General features: G+C 69.3%; 15 protein-coding genes. 10 read left to right on the top strand and 5 right to left on the bottom strand.

Annotated features, from left to right (window positions below):
• The 9 genes from ACCC97_RS17105 to ACCC97_RS17065 all read left to right on the top strand — a co-directional run.
• Positions 1–198 (top strand): hypothetical protein (locus ACCC97_RS17105; RefSeq protein WP_413334023.1); only part of this gene is annotated, 198 nt, incomplete at its 5' end.
• 5 nt (positions 199–203) lie between these two features.
• Positions 204–1,595 (top strand): GspE/PulE family protein, encoded by a 1,392-nt coding sequence (locus tag ACCC97_RS17100; RefSeq protein WP_413334021.1) that lies wholly within the window; start codon positions 204–206, stop codon positions 1,593–1,595.
• Positions 1,596–1,609: 14 nt separating this feature from the next.
• Positions 1,610–2,848, top strand: coding sequence for a type II secretion system inner membrane protein GspF (gene gspF, locus ACCC97_RS17095; RefSeq protein WP_007831708.1), 1,239 nt, complete (start codon positions 1,610–1,612; stop codon positions 2,846–2,848).
• 16 nt (positions 2,849–2,864) lie between these two features.
• Positions 2,865–3,440: a hypothetical protein gene (locus tag ACCC97_RS17090; RefSeq protein WP_413334019.1), complete on the top strand. Its 576-nt coding sequence runs from the start codon at positions 2,865–2,867 to the stop codon at positions 3,438–3,440.
• A 15-nt stretch (positions 3,441–3,455) separates the two neighbouring features.
• Complete coding sequence (locus ACCC97_RS17085; RefSeq protein WP_007831710.1) at positions 3,456–4,355, top strand: 5'-nucleotidase; 900 nt, start codon at positions 3,456–3,458, stop codon at positions 4,353–4,355.
• 206 nt (positions 4,356–4,561) lie between these two features.
• Positions 4,562–4,759 (top strand): hypothetical protein, encoded by a 198-nt coding sequence (locus ACCC97_RS17080; protein WP_413315404.1) that lies wholly within the window; start codon positions 4,562–4,564, stop codon positions 4,757–4,759.
• A 20-nt stretch (positions 4,760–4,779) separates the two neighbouring features.
• On the top strand, positions 4,780–7,050 hold the full coding sequence (locus ACCC97_RS17075; RefSeq protein WP_007831714.1) for a phosphocholine-specific phospholipase C: 2,271 nt from the start codon (positions 4,780–4,782) through the stop codon (positions 7,048–7,050).
• 20 nt (positions 7,051–7,070) lie between these two features.
• Entirely contained in the window at positions 7,071–8,465 is a 1,395-nt protein-coding gene (locus ACCC97_RS17070; RefSeq protein ID WP_413315403.1) for an 8-oxoguanine deaminase, read from the top strand.
• A gap of 174 nt (positions 8,466–8,639) precedes the next feature.
• Positions 8,640–10,649 carry a lipoxygenase family protein gene (locus ACCC97_RS17065; RefSeq protein ID WP_413334017.1) on the top strand — a complete coding sequence of 670 codons (2,010 nt, stop codon included), beginning with the start codon at positions 8,640–8,642 and terminating at the stop codon, positions 10,647–10,649.
• An 18-nt stretch (positions 10,650–10,667) separates the two neighbouring features.
• On the opposite strand, the gene ACCC97_RS17060 is transcribed toward ACCC97_RS17065, so the two are convergent.
• From ACCC97_RS17060 to ACCC97_RS17050, 3 genes are read right to left on the bottom strand one after another with little or no spacing between them, the layout of a single operon-like run.
• Positions 10,668–11,951 carry a c-type cytochrome gene (locus ACCC97_RS17060; protein ID WP_413334015.1) on the bottom strand — a complete coding sequence of 428 codons (1,284 nt, stop codon included), beginning with the start codon at positions 11,949–11,951 and terminating at the stop codon, positions 10,668–10,670.
• Between the two features lie 13 nt (positions 11,952–11,964).
• Entirely contained in the window at positions 11,965–12,681 is a 717-nt protein-coding gene (locus ACCC97_RS17055; RefSeq protein ID WP_413334013.1) for a c-type cytochrome, read from the bottom strand.
• A complete protein-coding gene (locus ACCC97_RS17050) occupies positions 12,678–12,866 on the bottom strand; it encodes a DUF2970 domain-containing protein (protein ID WP_042673158.1) in 189 nt (62 codons plus the stop codon). Before ACCC97_RS17050 ends, ACCC97_RS17055 begins: the two co-directional genes overlap by 4 nt.
• Before the next feature lie 99 nt (positions 12,867–12,965).
• Here ACCC97_RS17050 and ACCC97_RS17045 point away from each other — a divergent pair, with 99 nt between their 5' ends.
• On the top strand, positions 12,966–14,384 hold the full coding sequence (locus tag ACCC97_RS17045; RefSeq protein ID WP_413334011.1) for a PLP-dependent aminotransferase family protein: 1,419 nt from the start codon (positions 12,966–12,968) through the stop codon (positions 14,382–14,384).
• Here the strand turns inward: ACCC97_RS17045 and ACCC97_RS17040 are convergent.
• Positions 14,332–15,597: an MFS transporter gene (locus ACCC97_RS17040; RefSeq protein ID WP_007831727.1), complete on the bottom strand. Its 1,266-nt coding sequence runs from the start codon at positions 15,595–15,597 to the stop codon at positions 14,332–14,334. The two genes, ACCC97_RS17045 and ACCC97_RS17040, sit on opposite strands and share 53 nt — an antisense overlap.
• Positions 15,598–15,709: 112 nt before the next feature.
• Positions 15,710–16,543, bottom strand: a complete 834-nt coding sequence (phnX, locus tag ACCC97_RS17035; RefSeq protein ID WP_413334009.1) for a phosphonoacetaldehyde hydrolase — start codon at positions 16,541–16,543, stop codon at positions 15,710–15,712.
• Positions 16,544–16,572 lie beyond the last annotated feature (29 nt).

The following is a 16,572-nucleotide window of genomic DNA, read 5'->3' as shown; positions in this document are numbered from 1 at the left end:
GTGAACGCCGCGCCGGTGCTGCCCGACTCCGCACTGCAGCGCTCGAACAACCGCGGCAGCGGCAGCACCCGCATGGAGGGCACGCAGCTCATTCCGCCGCCGCAGCCGCTCTCCGACAGCCGCAAGCTGGCCCCGAGCCCGCTGCGCGGCGCCCTGCCGCCGACGGCCGACCCGGTCAGCGCACGCGAACTGCCTTGATGTCCATGCGCTACCCGCTTCCCTACGCGTTCGCGCGCACCCAGCAACTGCTGCTCGAGGAGTCCGACGACGGCCGCTACACGCTGTGGATGTCGAGCCACCCGGCGCGCAGCGCGGTCGGCGAGGTGTCGCGCAAGTACGGCGTGCAGGCCTTCGAGGTGCTGGCCGACGGCCCGTTGGCACAGCGCATCAGCGCGGCCTACGCGCAGGGCGAATCGAGCGCCGCCGCGGTGGTGAGCGAGGTGCAGAGCGACGCCGACCTCTCACGCATGATGCAGGAGCTGCCAGCGGTCGAAGACCTGCTGGAGAGCGCGGGCGACGCGCCCATCATCCGCATGCTGAACGCGCTGCTCACGCAGGCCGCGCGCGACGGCGCAAGCGACATCCACATCGAGCCCTACGAGCGCACGTCGTCCGTGCGCTTTCGCATCGACGGCACGCTGCGCGAGGTGGTACAGCCCAACCGCGCGCTGCACGCCGCGCTGATCTCGCGCCTGAAGATCATGGCCGACCTCGACATCTCGGAGAAGCGGCTGCCGCAGGACGGGCGCATCAGCTTGCGCATCGGCACGCGCGCGGTCGACGTGCGGGTGTCGACGCTGCCCAGTGCGCACGGCGAGCGCGCAGTGCTGCGCCTGCTGGACAAGAGCGAGTCGAAGCTCACGCTCGAATCGGTGGGCATGCAGGGCGACACGCTCGCGCGCTTCGAGAAGCTCATTGCGCAGCCGCACGGCATCATCCTCGTGACCGGGCCCACGGGGTCAGGCAAGACCACCACGCTGTACGCCGCGCTGGCCCGGCTCGACGCGAGCCGCAGCAACATCATGACGGTGGAAGACCCGATCGAGTACGAGCTGCCGGGCGTGGGCCAGACGCAGATCAACGCCAAGATCGAGCTCACCTTCGCCAAGGCCCTGCGCGCCATCCTGCGGCAGGACCCGGACGTGATCATGATCGGCGAGATCCGCGACTTCGAGACCGCGCAGATCGCCATCCAGGCCTCGCTGACCGGCCACCTCGTGCTGGCCACGCTGCACACCAACGACTCGGTCAGCGCCGTCACACGCCTGACCGACATGGGTGTGGAGCCCTTCCTGCTGAGCTCCTCGCTGCTCGGCGTGCTCGCGCAGCGCCTCGTGCGCAAGGTCTGCACGGTGTGTGCCGGGGCAGGCTGCGAGGCGTGCGGCCAGACCGGCTACCAGGGCCGCACCGGCATCTTCGAACTGCTGGTGGCCGACGACACCGTGCAGGGCCTGATCCACAGCAAGGCGGCCGAGAGCGAGCTGCTGCAGGCCGGCGCGCGCGGCGGCCTGCGCCTGATGCGCGAGGACGGCGAGCGGCTGGTGCAGGCCGGTATCACCTCGCGCGCCGAGTTGCTGCGCGTCACACGGGACTAGGTTCCCGTTCCGCCATGCCCGCCTATTCCTTCGAAGCCATCGACGCCAGCGGCCAGTCGCGCGAAGGCGTGCTGGAGGCCGACACTGCCCGCAGCGCGCGCAGCCTGCTGCGGGCGCAGGCGCTCATTCCGCTGTCAGTCAAGCCGGTCGGCAGCGACCACGTCAACGGCACCGGCCAGCGCAGCGGCCTCGGCCGCTGGCTCGGCGGCGGCAAGCGCGTCTTCAATTCCACCGGCCTCGCTGTGTGGACGCGGCAGCTCGCAGGGCTCGTCTCGTCGGGCCTGCCGCTGGAACGCGCGCTCACGGCGCTCACTGACGAGGCCGAATCGGAGCCGCAGCGCAACCTCGTCGCCTCGCTGCGCGCCGAGGTCAACGCGGGCTCGCCGTTTGCGCGCGCGCTGTCGGCGCACGCGCGCGAGTTCTCGCCCATCTACACCGCCGTGATCGGTGCCGGTGAACAAAGCGGCAACCTCGGACTCGTGCTCGACCGCCTTGCCGACGACCTGGAAGAACGCCAGGCGCTGCAGCAGAAGCTGATCGGCGCGGCGCTGTACCCGGCCATCGTCACGCTGGTGGCGATCGTGATCGTGATCTTCCTCGTGAGCTACGTGGTGCCGCAGGTGGCGCAGGTGTTCGCGGGCACCAAGCGCTCGCTGCCTTTTCTCACGACCGTGATGCTGTCGCTGAGCGCGGGCGTTCGCAACTACGGCTGGTGGATGCTGGGCGCAGTGGTGCTCGCGGCCGTCGGCGCGCGGCTGGCGCTGGCGCAGGAAGCCTTGCGCCTGAAATTCGATGCGGCCTGGCTCAAGCTGCCGCTGGTCGGCAAGCTCGCGCGCGGCTACAACGCGGCGCGCTTCGCCAGCACGCTCGCCATGCTGGCCACCGCCGGCGTGCCGATCCTGCGCGCGCTGCAGGCCGCCTCCGAGACGCTGGGCAACCGCGCGATGCGCGCCGACGCGCTCGACGCGCTGGTGCTCGTGCGCGAAGGCGCGCCGCTCGCTTCGGCGCTCGCGCAGAAGAAGCGCTTTCCGGGCCTCGTGTCGATGTTCGCGCGACTGGGCGAGCAGACCGGCACGCTGCCGCTGATGCTGCAGCGCGCGGCCAACCAACTCGGCGCCGAGGTGCAGCGCCGCGCGATGCACCTGGCCACCATCCTCGAGCCGCTGCTGATCGTGGCAATGGGCGGCGTGGTGATGCTGATCGTGCTGGCCGTGATGCTGCCGATCATCCAGTTGAACCAGTTCGTCAAATAGCGGGAGCCTCGCCGCCATGGCCAATCGAAGCTACCTGTTCGCCAGTCCTTTCGTGCCGGGAGCCGATCCCGAGAAGGACGATCCACGGCAGGTCAAGGGCATCTCGGAGCGCAGCTACGCCATTCCGCTGGTCTACCGGCTGCTGGTGTCCGCGGACGTGCGGCTGTGCCGCTCGATGATCTGGAGCCGGCCCGAACCCACCGCGCTCGCGGGCCGCGCCGGCGCGGGCATCGACCGGCTGCAGCAGCTTCTCGCGCGCATCGACCATCCGGCGGTTGCGCCGTTGTGCAAGCAGGCACTCGACTTTCTGAGCAACCACGCCGACCGCAGCGGCTACTTCGTGCTGGAGTGCGCCGAGATCCTCGACATGGGCGATGCGCCGCTCGGCGAGCAGGCCGCCGACCTGCTGAAGGACGTGCAGAACATCGACGCCGAGATCGAAGCCGCCGTGGCCGAGCTCGCGCCGAAGAAGAAGAATTTCTGGCAGCGCGTTTTCACGCCGTCCCAGGAGAGCATCGAGGCGCCGCTGCGCGAGTTGGGCCTGGGCTACTGGTCGGATACGCTCTACTACGCGCCTGACCAGGCGACCTGAACCCACCGCACGCTCATGCCAGTCACCCTCGAAGACAAGCTCGTGGTCGCGATCTCCTCGCGCGCCCTGTTCAACCTCGAAGAAGAAAACAAGATCTTCGAGGCCGGGGACAACGAGGGCTACATGAAGCTGCAGCTCGACCGCATCGACGTGCCGGCCGCGCCCGGCATCGCCTACTCGCTGATCCGGAAGCTGCTGCGCTTCAACGAAGACGGCGTGCAGCGCGTCGAGGTGGTGATTCTTTCGCGCAACGATCCGGTCTCGGGCATGCGCATCTTCAAGTCGAGCGCGGCCGCCGACATCAAGCTGCAGCGCGGCGTGTTCACGCAGGGCCGCCCGCCCTTCGGCTACCTGCGCCCGCTGCGCGCGCACCTGTTCCTGTCGGTCAACGGTCAGGACGTGCGCGAGGCGCTCATCGCGGGCTTTCCGGCCGCGCGGGTGTTGGTCGAATCGGTAAAGGCCAGCGACGCCTGGCCGAACGAAGTGCGCATTGCCTTCGACGGCGACGCGGTGCTGTTCTCCGACGAGGCCGAGCGCGTGTTCCAGGCCGAGGGGCTCGACGCCTTCCAGGCGCACGAACTCAGCAAGGCCGACCTGCCGCTGCCCGAAGGTCCCTTCAAGCCGCTGCTGATGGCGCTGCACCGGCTGCAGATGGCCGGCAACGCGCAGATGCGCATTCGCACCGCGCTGGTCACCGCGCGCAGCGCACCGGCGCACGAGCGCGCCATTCGCACGCTGATGAAGTGGAACATCCGCGTCGACGAGGCCATGTTCCTCGGCGGCCTGCCCAAGGGCGAATTCCTGCGCGAGTTCGAGCCCGATTTCTTCTTCGACGACCAGACCGGCCACGTCGACGCGGCCTCGCGGCACGTGCCCGCCGGACATGTGTCCAGCGGTATCAGCAACGAGCCCTGAGCCCGGGCTTGAACGCGGCGCCAGGCCGCGCCACACCATCGTTCCGCCGTTGCCGAAAGCGCCCGCCCGGCGGTGCGTTGTCACGCGCCTGACTTCGCTGCGTCACTGCAAGTTAACCGCCCGGTAACGGGTTCTCCCTAGTCTTGTGGGCCCGGATGCGCGCTCCTGTCGCGCCTTCCAGAACCACATAACAAAGGACCGATTCCATGCGACTTCTTTTCCCCGGCACGCGGCTTGCGCCCGTGCTGTTGCTGGCCTGCGCGCTCTCGGCCTGCGGGGGCGGCGGTGGCGGTGGCGGCGGCGGCTTCTTCGGCGGCACGCCGACGACCCCGGCCACGCCTACACCCACGACGCCCACCCCACCCGACAACACCGTGAAGCCCGAGATGCGCTGCGCACCGTGAGCATTGCCAGGAACAACACCATGACCACCCGCCGCAAATTCCTCACGGGCGCCGCCACCACCGGCATCGCCGCCGCCGCGCTCAATGCCTTTCCGCCAAGCATCCGCCGCGCGCTCGCCATTCCCGCCAACAACAAGACCGGCACGATCATGGACGTCGAGCACGTCGTGATCCTGATGCAGGAAAACCGCTCCTTCGACCATTACTTCGGCACACTCATGGGCGTGCGGGGCTTCGGCGACCGCTTCACCATTCCGCTGCCCGGCGGGCGCAGCGTGTGGCAGCAGAGCGATGCCGCCGGCAAGCTGGTGCTGCCCTATCACCTCGACCAGACCAAGGGCAACGCGCAGCGCGTGAGCGGCACGCCGCACTCGTGGAACGACGCGCAGAACGCCTGGGACGGCGGCCGCCTCAGCCAATGGCCCAGGTACAAGACCACCGCTTCGATGGGCTACTTCCAGGAAGCCGAAGTGCAGTTCCAGTACGCGCTGGCCAACGCCTTCACCGTGTGCGACAGCTACCACTGCGGCATGCACACCGGCACCAACTCGAACCGCCTGTTCCACTGGAGCGGCACCAACGGCCCATCGGGCGAAACGGGCGCCGGCCTCGCGGGCCTCTCGTCGATAGACAACACTTGGGAGAACCTCCGGTTTCCATGGGACCCGGTAAAAAACCCAGGTGTCGACTCGACCACCTACGGCTGCAACTGGAAGACATATCCGGAGCGCCTGCAGGACGCCAAGGTCAGCTGGATGCTCTACCAGAACCTGCCCGACAACTTCACCGACAACCCGCTGGCAGGCTTCCAGCAGTACCGTGCGGCCAACAAGGCCTCGGGCAAGAACGACATGCGCTACGACGGCGACGCCAGCCCGCCCGACGGCGTGACGCTGCCGGCCTACGACCCCGCCAGCGACGATGCCGGCAATCCGCTCTACAAGGGCATCGCCAACACCATGCCCGACGGCGGCCTGCTGGGAACGTTCCAGCAGGACGTCCTCAACGGCAAGCTGGCGCAGGTGTCGTGGATCGTGGCGCCCGCCACCTACTCCGAGCACCCCGGTCCTTCGAGCCCGGTGCAGGGCGCGTGGTACATCCAGCAGGTGCTGGACGCGCTCACCGCATCGCCCGATGTGTGGAGCAAGACGGTCTTCATCGTCAACTTCGACGAGAACGATGGCTACTTCGACCACGTGCCGTCGCCCTCGGCGCCTTCGCTGGCCGACCCCGCCGACCCGAAGAGCGCCGCGGGCAAGACCACGCTGTCCGACAGCGACATCGCCTTCGAGCGCCACACATACCCTCTCGTGGGCACCACCGTCGCGCCTGCGGACGGCCGCGTCTATGGCCCGGGCCCGCGCGTGCCGATGTACGTCATCTCGCCGTGGAGCCGCGGCGGCTGGGTCAACTCGCAGGTGTTCGATCACACCTCGGTGCTGCGCTTCCTCGAGGCGCGATTTGGCGTCGTGGAGAAGAACATCAGCCCGTTCCGGCGCGCGGTGTGCGGCGACCTCACGAGCGCCTTCAACTTCGCCACGCCCAACAACGAAGTGCTGCCCACGCTCGCCGGGCGCCGCACCAAGGCCCAGGCCGACCAATTGCGCGCCGACCAGCAAGCGCTCGCGCAGGTGCCGCTGCCGCTCACGCCCGCGCTGCCGCAGCAGGCCACGGGCACGCGCCCCTCGCGCGCCTTGCCGTATGAACTGCACACCAGCGCCAAGGCCGACGCGGTCAACGGCAAGCTGCAGCTGCTGTTCGCCAACACCGGCAAGGCCGCGGCGGTGTTCCACGTGTACGACAAGCTGCACCTCGACCGCCTGCCGCGCCGCTACATGGTGGAAGCAGGAAAGCAGCTCGACGACACCTGGGCCGCGATGGCCGACGATGGCGGGCGCTACGACCTGTGGGTGCTCGGGCCGAGCGGCTTCCATCGCCACTTCAAAGGCAACCTCGGCACGCTGCGCGCCGGCGACGCCGCGGCGCCCGAGGTTCGCGTGTGCTACGACATCACCAACGGCAATGTCTACCTGAGCATGCGCAACGACGGCAAGGCGGCCTGCAGGTTCACCGTCACTGCCAAGGCCTATCGCAACGACGGCCCGTGGACCGCGACAGTGAACGGCGGCGCCACCACCGATCAGCACTGGGAACTCGCGAGCAGCGGTCAGTGGTACGACTTCGCAGTCACCTGCGATGCCGACCCGGCCTATTACCGCCGCTTTGCGGGCCGCGTGGAAACCGGCAGGCACACGGTGAGCGATCCGGCGATGGGCTTGCCCGACCTCTGAGCGCGGGCAAGAATGCCGGCATGCTGAAGATCCTTCGACATGCCGACGTTCTGGTCACCATGGACGCCGCGCGGCGCGAAATCGCCGACGGCGCCGTAGTGTGCGATGGCCCCGCGATAGCCTGGGTGGGCCCCACCGCCGAGCTGCCCATCGTCTACCTCGACGCCCTGCGCAACGGCCAGGCCGAGGCCATCGACATGCACGGCCACGTCGTGATGCCCGGCCTGGTCAACACGCACCACCACATGTACCAGAGCCTCACCCGCGCTGTGCCCGAGGCGCAGGACGCCGAGTTGTTCGGCTGGCTCACCAACCTGTACCTGCTGTGGGCGCGCCTCACGCCCGAGATGATCCGCGTCTCGACGCAGACTGCGATGGCCGAGCTGATGCTCTCGGGCTGCACCACCACCAGCGACCATCTCTACCTGTTTCCCAACGGCTCGCGGCTCGATGATTCGATCGAGGCGGCCGATGCCATGGGCATGCGCTTTCATGCGGCGCGCGGCAGCATGAGCGTGGGCCGCAGCACCGGCGGCCTGCCGCCCGACGAGGTGGTGGAAACCGAGGAAGCCATCCTGCGCGACAGCGAGCGGCTCATCGGCCGCTGGCACGATGCCAGCCGCCATTCGATGCGCCGCATCGTGCTCGCGCCCTGCTCGCCGTTCTCGGTGTCGCGCGACCTGATGCGCCTGTCGGCCGAGCTGGCGCGCGAGCGCGGCGTGTCGCTGCATACGCACCTGGCCGAGAACGACAACGACGTGGCGTACTCGCGCGAGAAGTTCGGCATGACGCCGGCCGAATACGCCGAAGACCTGGGCTGGGTCGGCCGCGACGTGTGGCACGCGCACTGCGTGAAGCTCGACGAGGCCGGCATCGCGCTGTTCGGCCGCACCGGGACGGGCGTAGCGCACTGCCCCTGCTCCAACATGCGGCTGGCCTCGGGCATCGCGCCGATCGGTGCGATGCGCCGCGCAGGCGTTCCCGTAGGGCTGGGCGTGGACGGCAGCGCATCGAACGACGGCGCGCACATGCTCGGTGAAGCGCGGCAGGCCCTGCTGCTGCAGCGCGTGGGCTACGGCCCGGCGGCGATGACGGCGCGCGAGGCGCTGGAGATCGCCACGCTGGGCGGTGCGCGCGTGCTCGGGCGCGACGACATCGGCGCGATCGCGCCGGGCATGTCGGCCGACATCGTGGCCTTCGACCTGCGCGGCGTGGCGCATGCGGGGGCGGGGCACGACCCGGTGGCGGCGCTGGTGTTCTGCACGCCGGGGGCGGTGTCGCTGAGCGTGATCAATGGGGCGGTTCGCATCCGCGACGGAGAGTTCACCGGCATGGCGCTCGCACCGCTGCTGGCAAGGCACCGCGACCTGGCGCGCACGCTCTACGACGCCGCACGGCACCCGCACACGGCCTGACGCCGGCGCTCGCGCTAGCACCGGGAGCGCGCTTCCAGGCTAGGCACCAACCCTCATTGCCAGCGCCAGAGCCCCTCCGCAGAATCCGCCCACCAAATAGAACGAGCGTTCTATTTGGTGGCCGAACCCCTCCTCGGCCTTCCCCCAGACTCACTACAACAGGGAACGCTCCCGATGAAACGCAGAGACATCCTCAAATGGTCGGCCTCGGCGGGTGGCCTGGGCCTGCTGGCCGGCAGGCCTTCCACCGCCTCGGCGGCCCTGCCGGTGCCCAAGCCCACGCTGCCGCAAAAGATCGACCCGATCAGCGCCACGCTGCGGCGCCTCGAACTGGTGGGGCGGCAGTCGACCTACCTCTGGACCGAATCGCACATCAACCTGGCTGGCGTACCAATGGGTGCGGTGGTGCCGCCGGGCGAACTGCCGGCGCTCGAACACCAGCTCGCGACCCTCTCGAAGGCGGTCGAAGCCGTCACCAATTTCGCGGCCTCGTTCGCCACCAGCGCGCTGGCCTCGGGCAGCCTGCAGTCGCTCGACAACCTGCGCACGCGCCTCGCGGGGCTTCAGGCCAGCTTCGATCAACTGCTGGCCGCCAACGGCGGATTGCTCACGCTGCCCGCGACGGTGTTGAACCTGCTTGCCACTCTCACCAGCACGGCAGGCGACATCGGCACGCAGCTCAGGCAGATCCATCACGACCTGCTCTCGCAAGGCCCGCTGGGCGCATTGAACGGACCGAAGACGGTGGCGCAGTACGACGCGCTGTTCGTCACCATCGAGAAGCCGGCCATCTCGCCGCTGCTGCACGACAACGACCTGTTCGCGGCCATGCGTGTGGCCGGCCCCAACCCGACGCTGATCCAGCGGGCGACGGCGCTGCCGGCCAAGTTCCCGTTGAGCGACGCCCAGTACCGCCAGGTGATGGGCGCCGGCGACAGCCTCGCCGACGCGGCGGCCTCGGGCCGCCTCTACCTCCTCGACTACGAAGGCCTGGGCGACATGGCGCCGGCCGGCCCGCAGGCCAAGCCGCTCACGGGCACGGGCTACATCCACGCGCCCATCGCGCTGTTCGCACGGCCGAAGACCGGCCGCTCGCTGGTGCCGGTCGCGATCCAGTGCGCACAGGAGCCGACACTCGCCCCGATCTTCCTGCGCGTGGACGACACCGCCAACGCCGAAGCCTGGTGGGCCTGGCAATCGGCGAAGACCGCCGTGCAGGTGGCCGACTTCAACTACCACGAGATGTTCGTGCACCTGGGCCGCACGCACCTGATGTCGGAGGCCTTCGCGATGGCCACGCAGCGCCAGTTCGCGACCGCGCATCCGCTGAGCCGGCTGCTGTCGCCGCACCTCGAGGGCGCGATGTTCATCAACGAGGCCGCGACGCTGATCATCATGGCGCCGCTGACCACGGGCGACGTGATCCTCGCCGCGCCCATCGAGACGCTGCAGAGCGCGTGCGGCCGCGACCGGCTGGCCTACGACTTCCAGGACCGCATGATGCTGCCCAACGACCTGCGCACGCGCGGCGTGGACGACACGGCGGCGCTGCCCGACTACCCGTACCGCGACGACGGGCTGCTGGTGTGGAACGCCATCGCGCAATGGGTCGGCGACTACGTGGCCACCTACTACTTGAGCGACGGCGACGTGACCGGCGACTACGAGCTCAAGGCCTGGGCCACCGAGCTCGCGACCAGCGGCAAGGTGCACGGCTTGCGCCCCATCACCACACGCGCGCAGCTCGTCGACGTGCTGACCGCGATCATCTTCAACGCCAGCGCGCAGCACGCGGCGGTGAACTTTCCGCAGTACTCGGTGATGACGTATGCGCCCTTCAGCGCGGGCACGGGCGGCATGCCGGCACCGACGGGCAGTGCGGGGCAGAGCGAAGCGAGCTGGTCGCAGATGCTGCCGTCGCGGCTGGCGGCGCAGGAGCAGATCCTGCTGTTCCACATCCTCGGCGGCGTGTACTACCGGCCGCTGGGCGAGTACAAGGACAACGTGTTCCCGCACCTGCCGGTGCTGATCGACCCGGCCATCGCAGGACCGGGCGGGCCGCTGGAGCGCTTCCGCAATGCGCTGGCCGGCATCGAGGCCACCATCCGCCAGCGCAACACCACGCGCACGCGGCCCTACGAGCACTTGCTGCCGAGCCGCATTCCCTCGAGCACGAACATCTGAAGCAAGCGCAGGCGCCGCTCAGCGCCGCATCGTGTCGAGCTGCGTGACGGGCGCGCTGTCGTTGCCCCAGGAGCCGCGCACATAGGTGAGCACGGCTGCGACCTCGGCGGCATCCAGCGTCTGCCCGAACGGAGGCATGCCGTAGGGCCGTGGATTGCCGGGCGTCGAGGGCAGGAAGCCGCCGTGCGCGACCACCTGGATCAGGTTGGTGGGCCGCGCCATGTTGACAGCGCGGTTGCCGGCGAGCGGCGGATAGGCGCCCACGGCGCCCTGCCCCTGGTCGCCATGGCAGTAGGCACAGCGCTGGTCGTAGATCTTCGCGCCGCGCGTCATCGTGGCGGCGTCGCGGCGGATCGGGGCCTTCGCGATGGTCGCAGCCTCGGGCTTCGGTGCATCGGGCAGGTCCTTCAGGTAGCTCGCCATGGCCGTGAGGTCGGCGTCGCTCAGGTACTGCGTGCTGCGGAACACCACGTCGGCCATCGGCCCCATGACCGAGCCGCGCGGCGCGACGCCGCTCTTGAGCAGCGACACCACGTCGGCCGCGGGCCAGCCGGCAACGCCGGCTTCGTGCGGGTCGTTGAGCGAGGGCGCATACCAGTTCTCCACGGCGATCAGGCCGCCCGAAAGGCCAAGCCTCGTTTCCGTCGCGCCAAGCGAGTTGCGGCTGCCGTGGCACGCAATGCAATGGCCGAGGCCGTTGACCAGGTACGCGCCCCGGTTCCATTCAGCGGGCTTGCCGGCATTGGCCACGAAGGGCTCGGGCTTGAACGACAGCGCACGCCACACGGCCAGCGCCGCCTGCGTGTCGTAGGGGAAGCGCAGCAGGTGCGCCCTGTTGGGCTCCGGCGCGGGCGGCAGGCTGCGCAGATAGGCGTAGATCGCATCCGAATCCTCGCGCGTCACCTGCGTGAAGTTGGGATACGGAAACGCCGGGTACAGCAGTCGCCCGTCCTTGCTGCGGCCGTTGTGCATGGCGCGCCAGAAGTGCGCGCTGCTCCAGCTGCCGATGCCGCTCTTGCCGTCGGGGGTGAGGTTGCTCGAAAAGATGGTGCCGAAGGGTGTCTCCAGGGGCAGCCCGCCCGCATAGGGCTGGCCGCCGCGCGTGGTGTGGCAGCCCGCGCAGTTGCCGGCCAACGCGAGATAGCGCCCGCGCTCGATCAGCTGCGGCGTGGCCGCGAAGGCTTCGGCCTGAGTGGGCAGCGGGTCTTCGCCGCGCAGGTTCATCGCGACGATGGTGCCCGCTGCCGCGGCCCCCAGCACGATCAGCGTCAGCAGCGTCCAGCCCAGGCGTCGCAGTTTCATGATCGCGGCCCCGTCACTTCGACTTCGGTATGCCGCCGCAGTTCACGGGCAGCGGCGCGGGCAGCGAGGCCGCGGGCTTCGTGTCGGCCGGCATCGGCTGCACCGCCAGCCAGCTCGCTACAGCGTTGATGTCGGCGGTGGTCATGCGCCGGCCAATGTCGGCCATGCAGTCGGGCGGCAGCGCATGCCGCTCGCTCGTGAGCCATGCGCCGAGTTGCGACGACACGTACAGCCGCGGCAGCCCCAGGAGCCCCGGAATGGCCGGCTGCACGCCGGTGAGGGCCGCGCCATGGCACTGCACGCAGGCGGGCACGCCGCGCGCCGCATCGCCTTCGTGCACGAGCTGGCGGCCGCGCTGCAACTGCTCGGGCGTCGCGTCGCTGGTGGTGGCGATGGGCGGGTAAGGCAGTTGCAGCCCGGAGAAGTACTCGGCCATCTCGCGCAGGTACGCATCCGACAGGTGCTGCACCATGTACGCCATGTCGCTGTTGAAGCGCCGCCCGTCGCGAAAGCTCACGAGCTGGTTGAACAGGTAGCCGGCCGGCTTGCCGGCAAGGCGCGGAAAGTAGCCGGCGTTGGTGGTCGCGCCTTCGCGGCCGTGGCAGGCGATGCAGGCGGCTGCGCGCTGCTCGATGGTGTCGGGCACCGTGGCGGGCGTTGCGGCACCCGCCATGCCCTGCGTGGCGAACAACATCAGCCCGATGGCGGCGAAGCGAATGCGCAGCTTCATGTGCCGGCAGCGTAGTGCGCCAACGCGAGCAACCCCGCGATCAGCAGCAGCACCATCACCAGCGCTACGCCGATCAGCGGCAGGATGCCGACCTGTGCCGTCCGCTTGTCGGCATCGGCGCGGCGGCCACCCAGCCCGATGAAACTCCACAGAACGGCGCGCACCGCGCGCATGAGATTCGTCATGAGGCCGAGTGTGGCCCAGTCGGGCTCAAAAAAACAGATGCAGATCGGCTCCATTCGACCGGTGCAGATAAAGTGCGACCGAATGAAGAGCAAGCCGCAATGAAGCGATACGAAGCCCTGGCCGCCGACATCGAGGCCTCGATCCGCAACGGCACCCTGAAGACCGGCGACCGCCTGCCCTCGGTGCGCCACACGGGCCAGAGCCGGGGCGTGAGCGCGTCCACCGTGTTCCAGGCGTACTACCTGCTGGAAGCGCGCGGACTCGTGCGTGCACGGGACCGTTCGGGCTACTACGTGGCGGGCGGCGGCCTGCGTGATGCGCCCCCCGAATCCACGCTGACCTCGCGTCCCGTGGACGGGCCGAAGTCGCTCGACGTGAGCGACCAGGTGTTCGACATCCTCGAAGCCAGCATGTCGCGCAAGGTCGTGCCCTTCGGCTCGGCCTTTCCGAGCCCGCTGCTGTTTCCGCTGGCGCGGCTCGGGCAATTCATGGCCGCCAGCGCCAAGTCGCTCGACCCATGGAGCACGGTGGACGACCTCACGCCCGGCAGCGCGGCGCTGCGCCGGCAGATCGCGCTGCGCTACCTCGCCGACGGCATGCCGGTGCCGGCCGACGAGATCGTCATCACCAACGGCGCGCTCGAAGCGCTCAATCTCTGCCTCGCGGCCGTGACTCGGCCGGGCGACGCCGTGATCGTCGAATCGCCCACCTTCTATGCCGCGCTGCAGGCGCTGGAGCGCATGGGCCTGCGGGCCATCGAGGTACCGACGCATCCGGGCGAAGGCATCGATCTCGCAGCGCTGGAGCTGGCCGTCGCGGCACACAAGCCCGCGGCATGCTGGCTCATGACCACGTTCCAGAATCCGCTCGGCAGCCTGATGCCGGACGCGAAGAAGAAGGCACTGGTCGCCCTGCTCGCGCGGCACGAACTGCCGCTGATCGAGGACGACGTGTACGCCGAGCTGTACTTCGGCGAGCGGCGGCCTGCACCGGCCAAGGCCTTCGACACGCAGGGGCTGGTGCTGCACTGCTCGTCGTTCTCGAAATGCCTCGCGCCGGGCTATCGCATCGGCTGGACCTCGGCCGGGCGCTTCGCGCGCAGGGTGGCGCGACAGAAGCTCACGACCACGCTCAGCACCTCGGCGCCCGCGCAGCTGGCGCTCGCGGGCTATCTCGAAAAGGGTGCCTTCGACAAGCACCTGCGCAAGCTGCGGCAGACGCTGTCAATGCAGCAGGCCACCTTCACGCAGGCCGTGGGCCACCACTTTCCGCCGGGCACGCGCGCCACGCGGCCGCTGGGCGGATACTTCCTGTGGGTCGAGTTGCCACCACGCGTGAACGCGCTCGACATCCATCGCAAGGCGCTGGAACTCGGCATCAGCGTCGCGCCGGGACCGATCTTCTCGGCCACGCGCGCCTTCACCAATTGCCTGCGGCTGAACTACGGCCACCCATGGAGCGGGCTCAGCGAGCAGGCGATGCGGACACTCGGCCGGCTGGCCGCCGAAGCGTCCTGAACAGCAGAAACGCCGTGATGCTCACGTTCACCAGGTTCCATCCGATGCCGTTCAGGAAGGCCGCGTGGTAGCTGCCCGTGAGGTCGAACACCTTGCCCGACATCCACCCGCCCAGCGCCATGCCGAACAGCGAGAACATCAGCACCGTGCCCACGCGCGCGCCCGCCTCCTTCGGCGGAAAGTGCTCGCGCACGATGATCGCGTAGGACGGCACGAGGCCACCCTGGAACAGCCCGAACAGCGCCGAGATCACGTACAGCGGCACCAGCCCGTCGAACGGCAGGAACAGCAGCAGCGCCACGCACTGCAGCACGCCGCCCAGCAGCAGCGTGCGCAGCCCGCCGATGCGGTCGCAGATGGCGCCCGACACCAGCCGGCTCACGATGCCGAAGCCCAGCATCAGCGACAGCATCATCGCGCCCTGCGCCGGCCCGTAACCCAGGTCGCCGCAGTAGGCCACGATGTGCACCTGCGGCATCGCCATGGCCACGCAGCAGGCCACGCTGGCCACGCACAGCAGGCCTTGGGCCGCGCCCATGCTCAGGCCGAAGGGCCGCGTCATGTCGCGCACGACCGCCGCGCTCGATGCATTCACAGGCGGCACATGGACGAGCGCAGGCGGGCGCGCGCGGAAGAACAGCGCGAGCAGCGCCATCGCCAGCCCGCAGAAGACGCCGATGCCGATGTAGGTCTGGCGCCAGCCCACGGTTTCGACGAAGTGCTGCGCGACGGGCGGCCACACCGCGCCCGCAAGATAGTTGCCGCTGGCGCACACCGCCACCGCGATGCCGCGCCGCTTGACGAACCACAGCGAGGTGTCGGCCACCATCGGCGCGAAGGCGACCGAGCTGCCGAGCAGGCCGACCAGCAGCGCCTGCGCGACGGTGAATGAAACGATGCCGCCCGACATGCCGGTGGCGATGTAGCCCGCGCCGAGGAACACCGAGCCCATCAGGAGCGGCCACATCACACCGAAGCGGTCGGCGAGCTTGCCCATGACGACGCCGCCGAAGCCGAACCCGAGCATCAGCAGCGTGTAGGGCAGCGAAGCATCGGCACGGTCGATGCCGAACTCGGCCTGCACCGCGGGCAGCATCACCGAGACCACGTACATGCCGCTGCTGCCGACCGTCATGATCAGCAGCGTGAGGCCGAGGCGAAACATGGCGTAGCGCGAATCCGCCGCGTGGACGGTTGTCTCGGATGTCTTCATTGCTTTTCTCCTCGCCGAGGATACCCCGCGGCGGGAAGATGCCGGCACGCCCGATCACGCCCGATCATGCAACCCCGGCGGCACGGTGCCGCCTTCGCGTGCAAGGCGCGGATCAGCTCACCGAAACGACCGGACGCTCGCCGCCCTTCAGCCGGCGTTCGATGTCCTCGAGCACGTTCGGCAGATCCGCCACGCTGTCGATCACGTAGTGCGCGCCCGCAGCCTTCAGCTGCGTGGTCGCGATCTTCCGCAAGGCCTGCTGCTGCGCCTCGTCGAGCGCCGTCCACTCGGCGAGCGTCAGCCCCACCGCGTTGCCGGTGACCGCGAGGCCCACGGCCCAGGTGCCCGCGTTGAGGCCTTCCTGCAGGCCCACGCCGGTGTCGTCGACCTTCACCACGGTGTGCGGCGGCCACACGCCCAGGTCGGCGAAGCAGCGGTACATCATGAGCGGCGACGGCCGGCCCGCGGCGAGGTCGCCGGCACACACGAGGTTGTCCGGCACATAGCCGCCGGCCGCAGCGATGGGCACGACCACTTCCATGATCGGGCGGTTGTAGCCGGTGGTCGAGCCGATCTTCAGGCCCCGTCCACGGGCCGCATTCACCGCATCGATCGCGCCGGGAATGAAGTCGGCGTGGTCGCGCGCGCTCGCGGCGTTCATGGGCGTGAAGACTTCATAGAGGCGATCGACGTCCGCGTCGTCGAAGGCGCGGCCGTGCCTGGCCTCCCATTGCGAGGCGATGCGCGGCAACGTGCCGAGCGCCTTGATGTGGTCCCACTTGGCCATGCCCATCGGGCCGCGCGCCTCGGCGATGGTGATGTCCACGCCGAACTGCTCGAACAGCTTCACGAAGGCGCCCATGGGTGCGCAGGAGCCGAAATCGAGGATGGTGCCGGCCCAGTCGAAGACGACGGCCTGGAGCTTGGAGCGGTTGTGGGCGTTCATGGCGAGAGGATGGAAAGAATCGGGTGCAA

It is taken from the genome of Variovorax sp. Varisp85, assembly GCF_047304045.1.
Taxonomy (GTDB): domain Bacteria; phylum Pseudomonadota; class Gammaproteobacteria; order Burkholderiales; family Burkholderiaceae_C; genus Variovorax.
The sequence above is the reverse complement of the archived record's forward strand: the minus strand, read 5'-3'. Positions and strand labels throughout refer to the sequence as shown.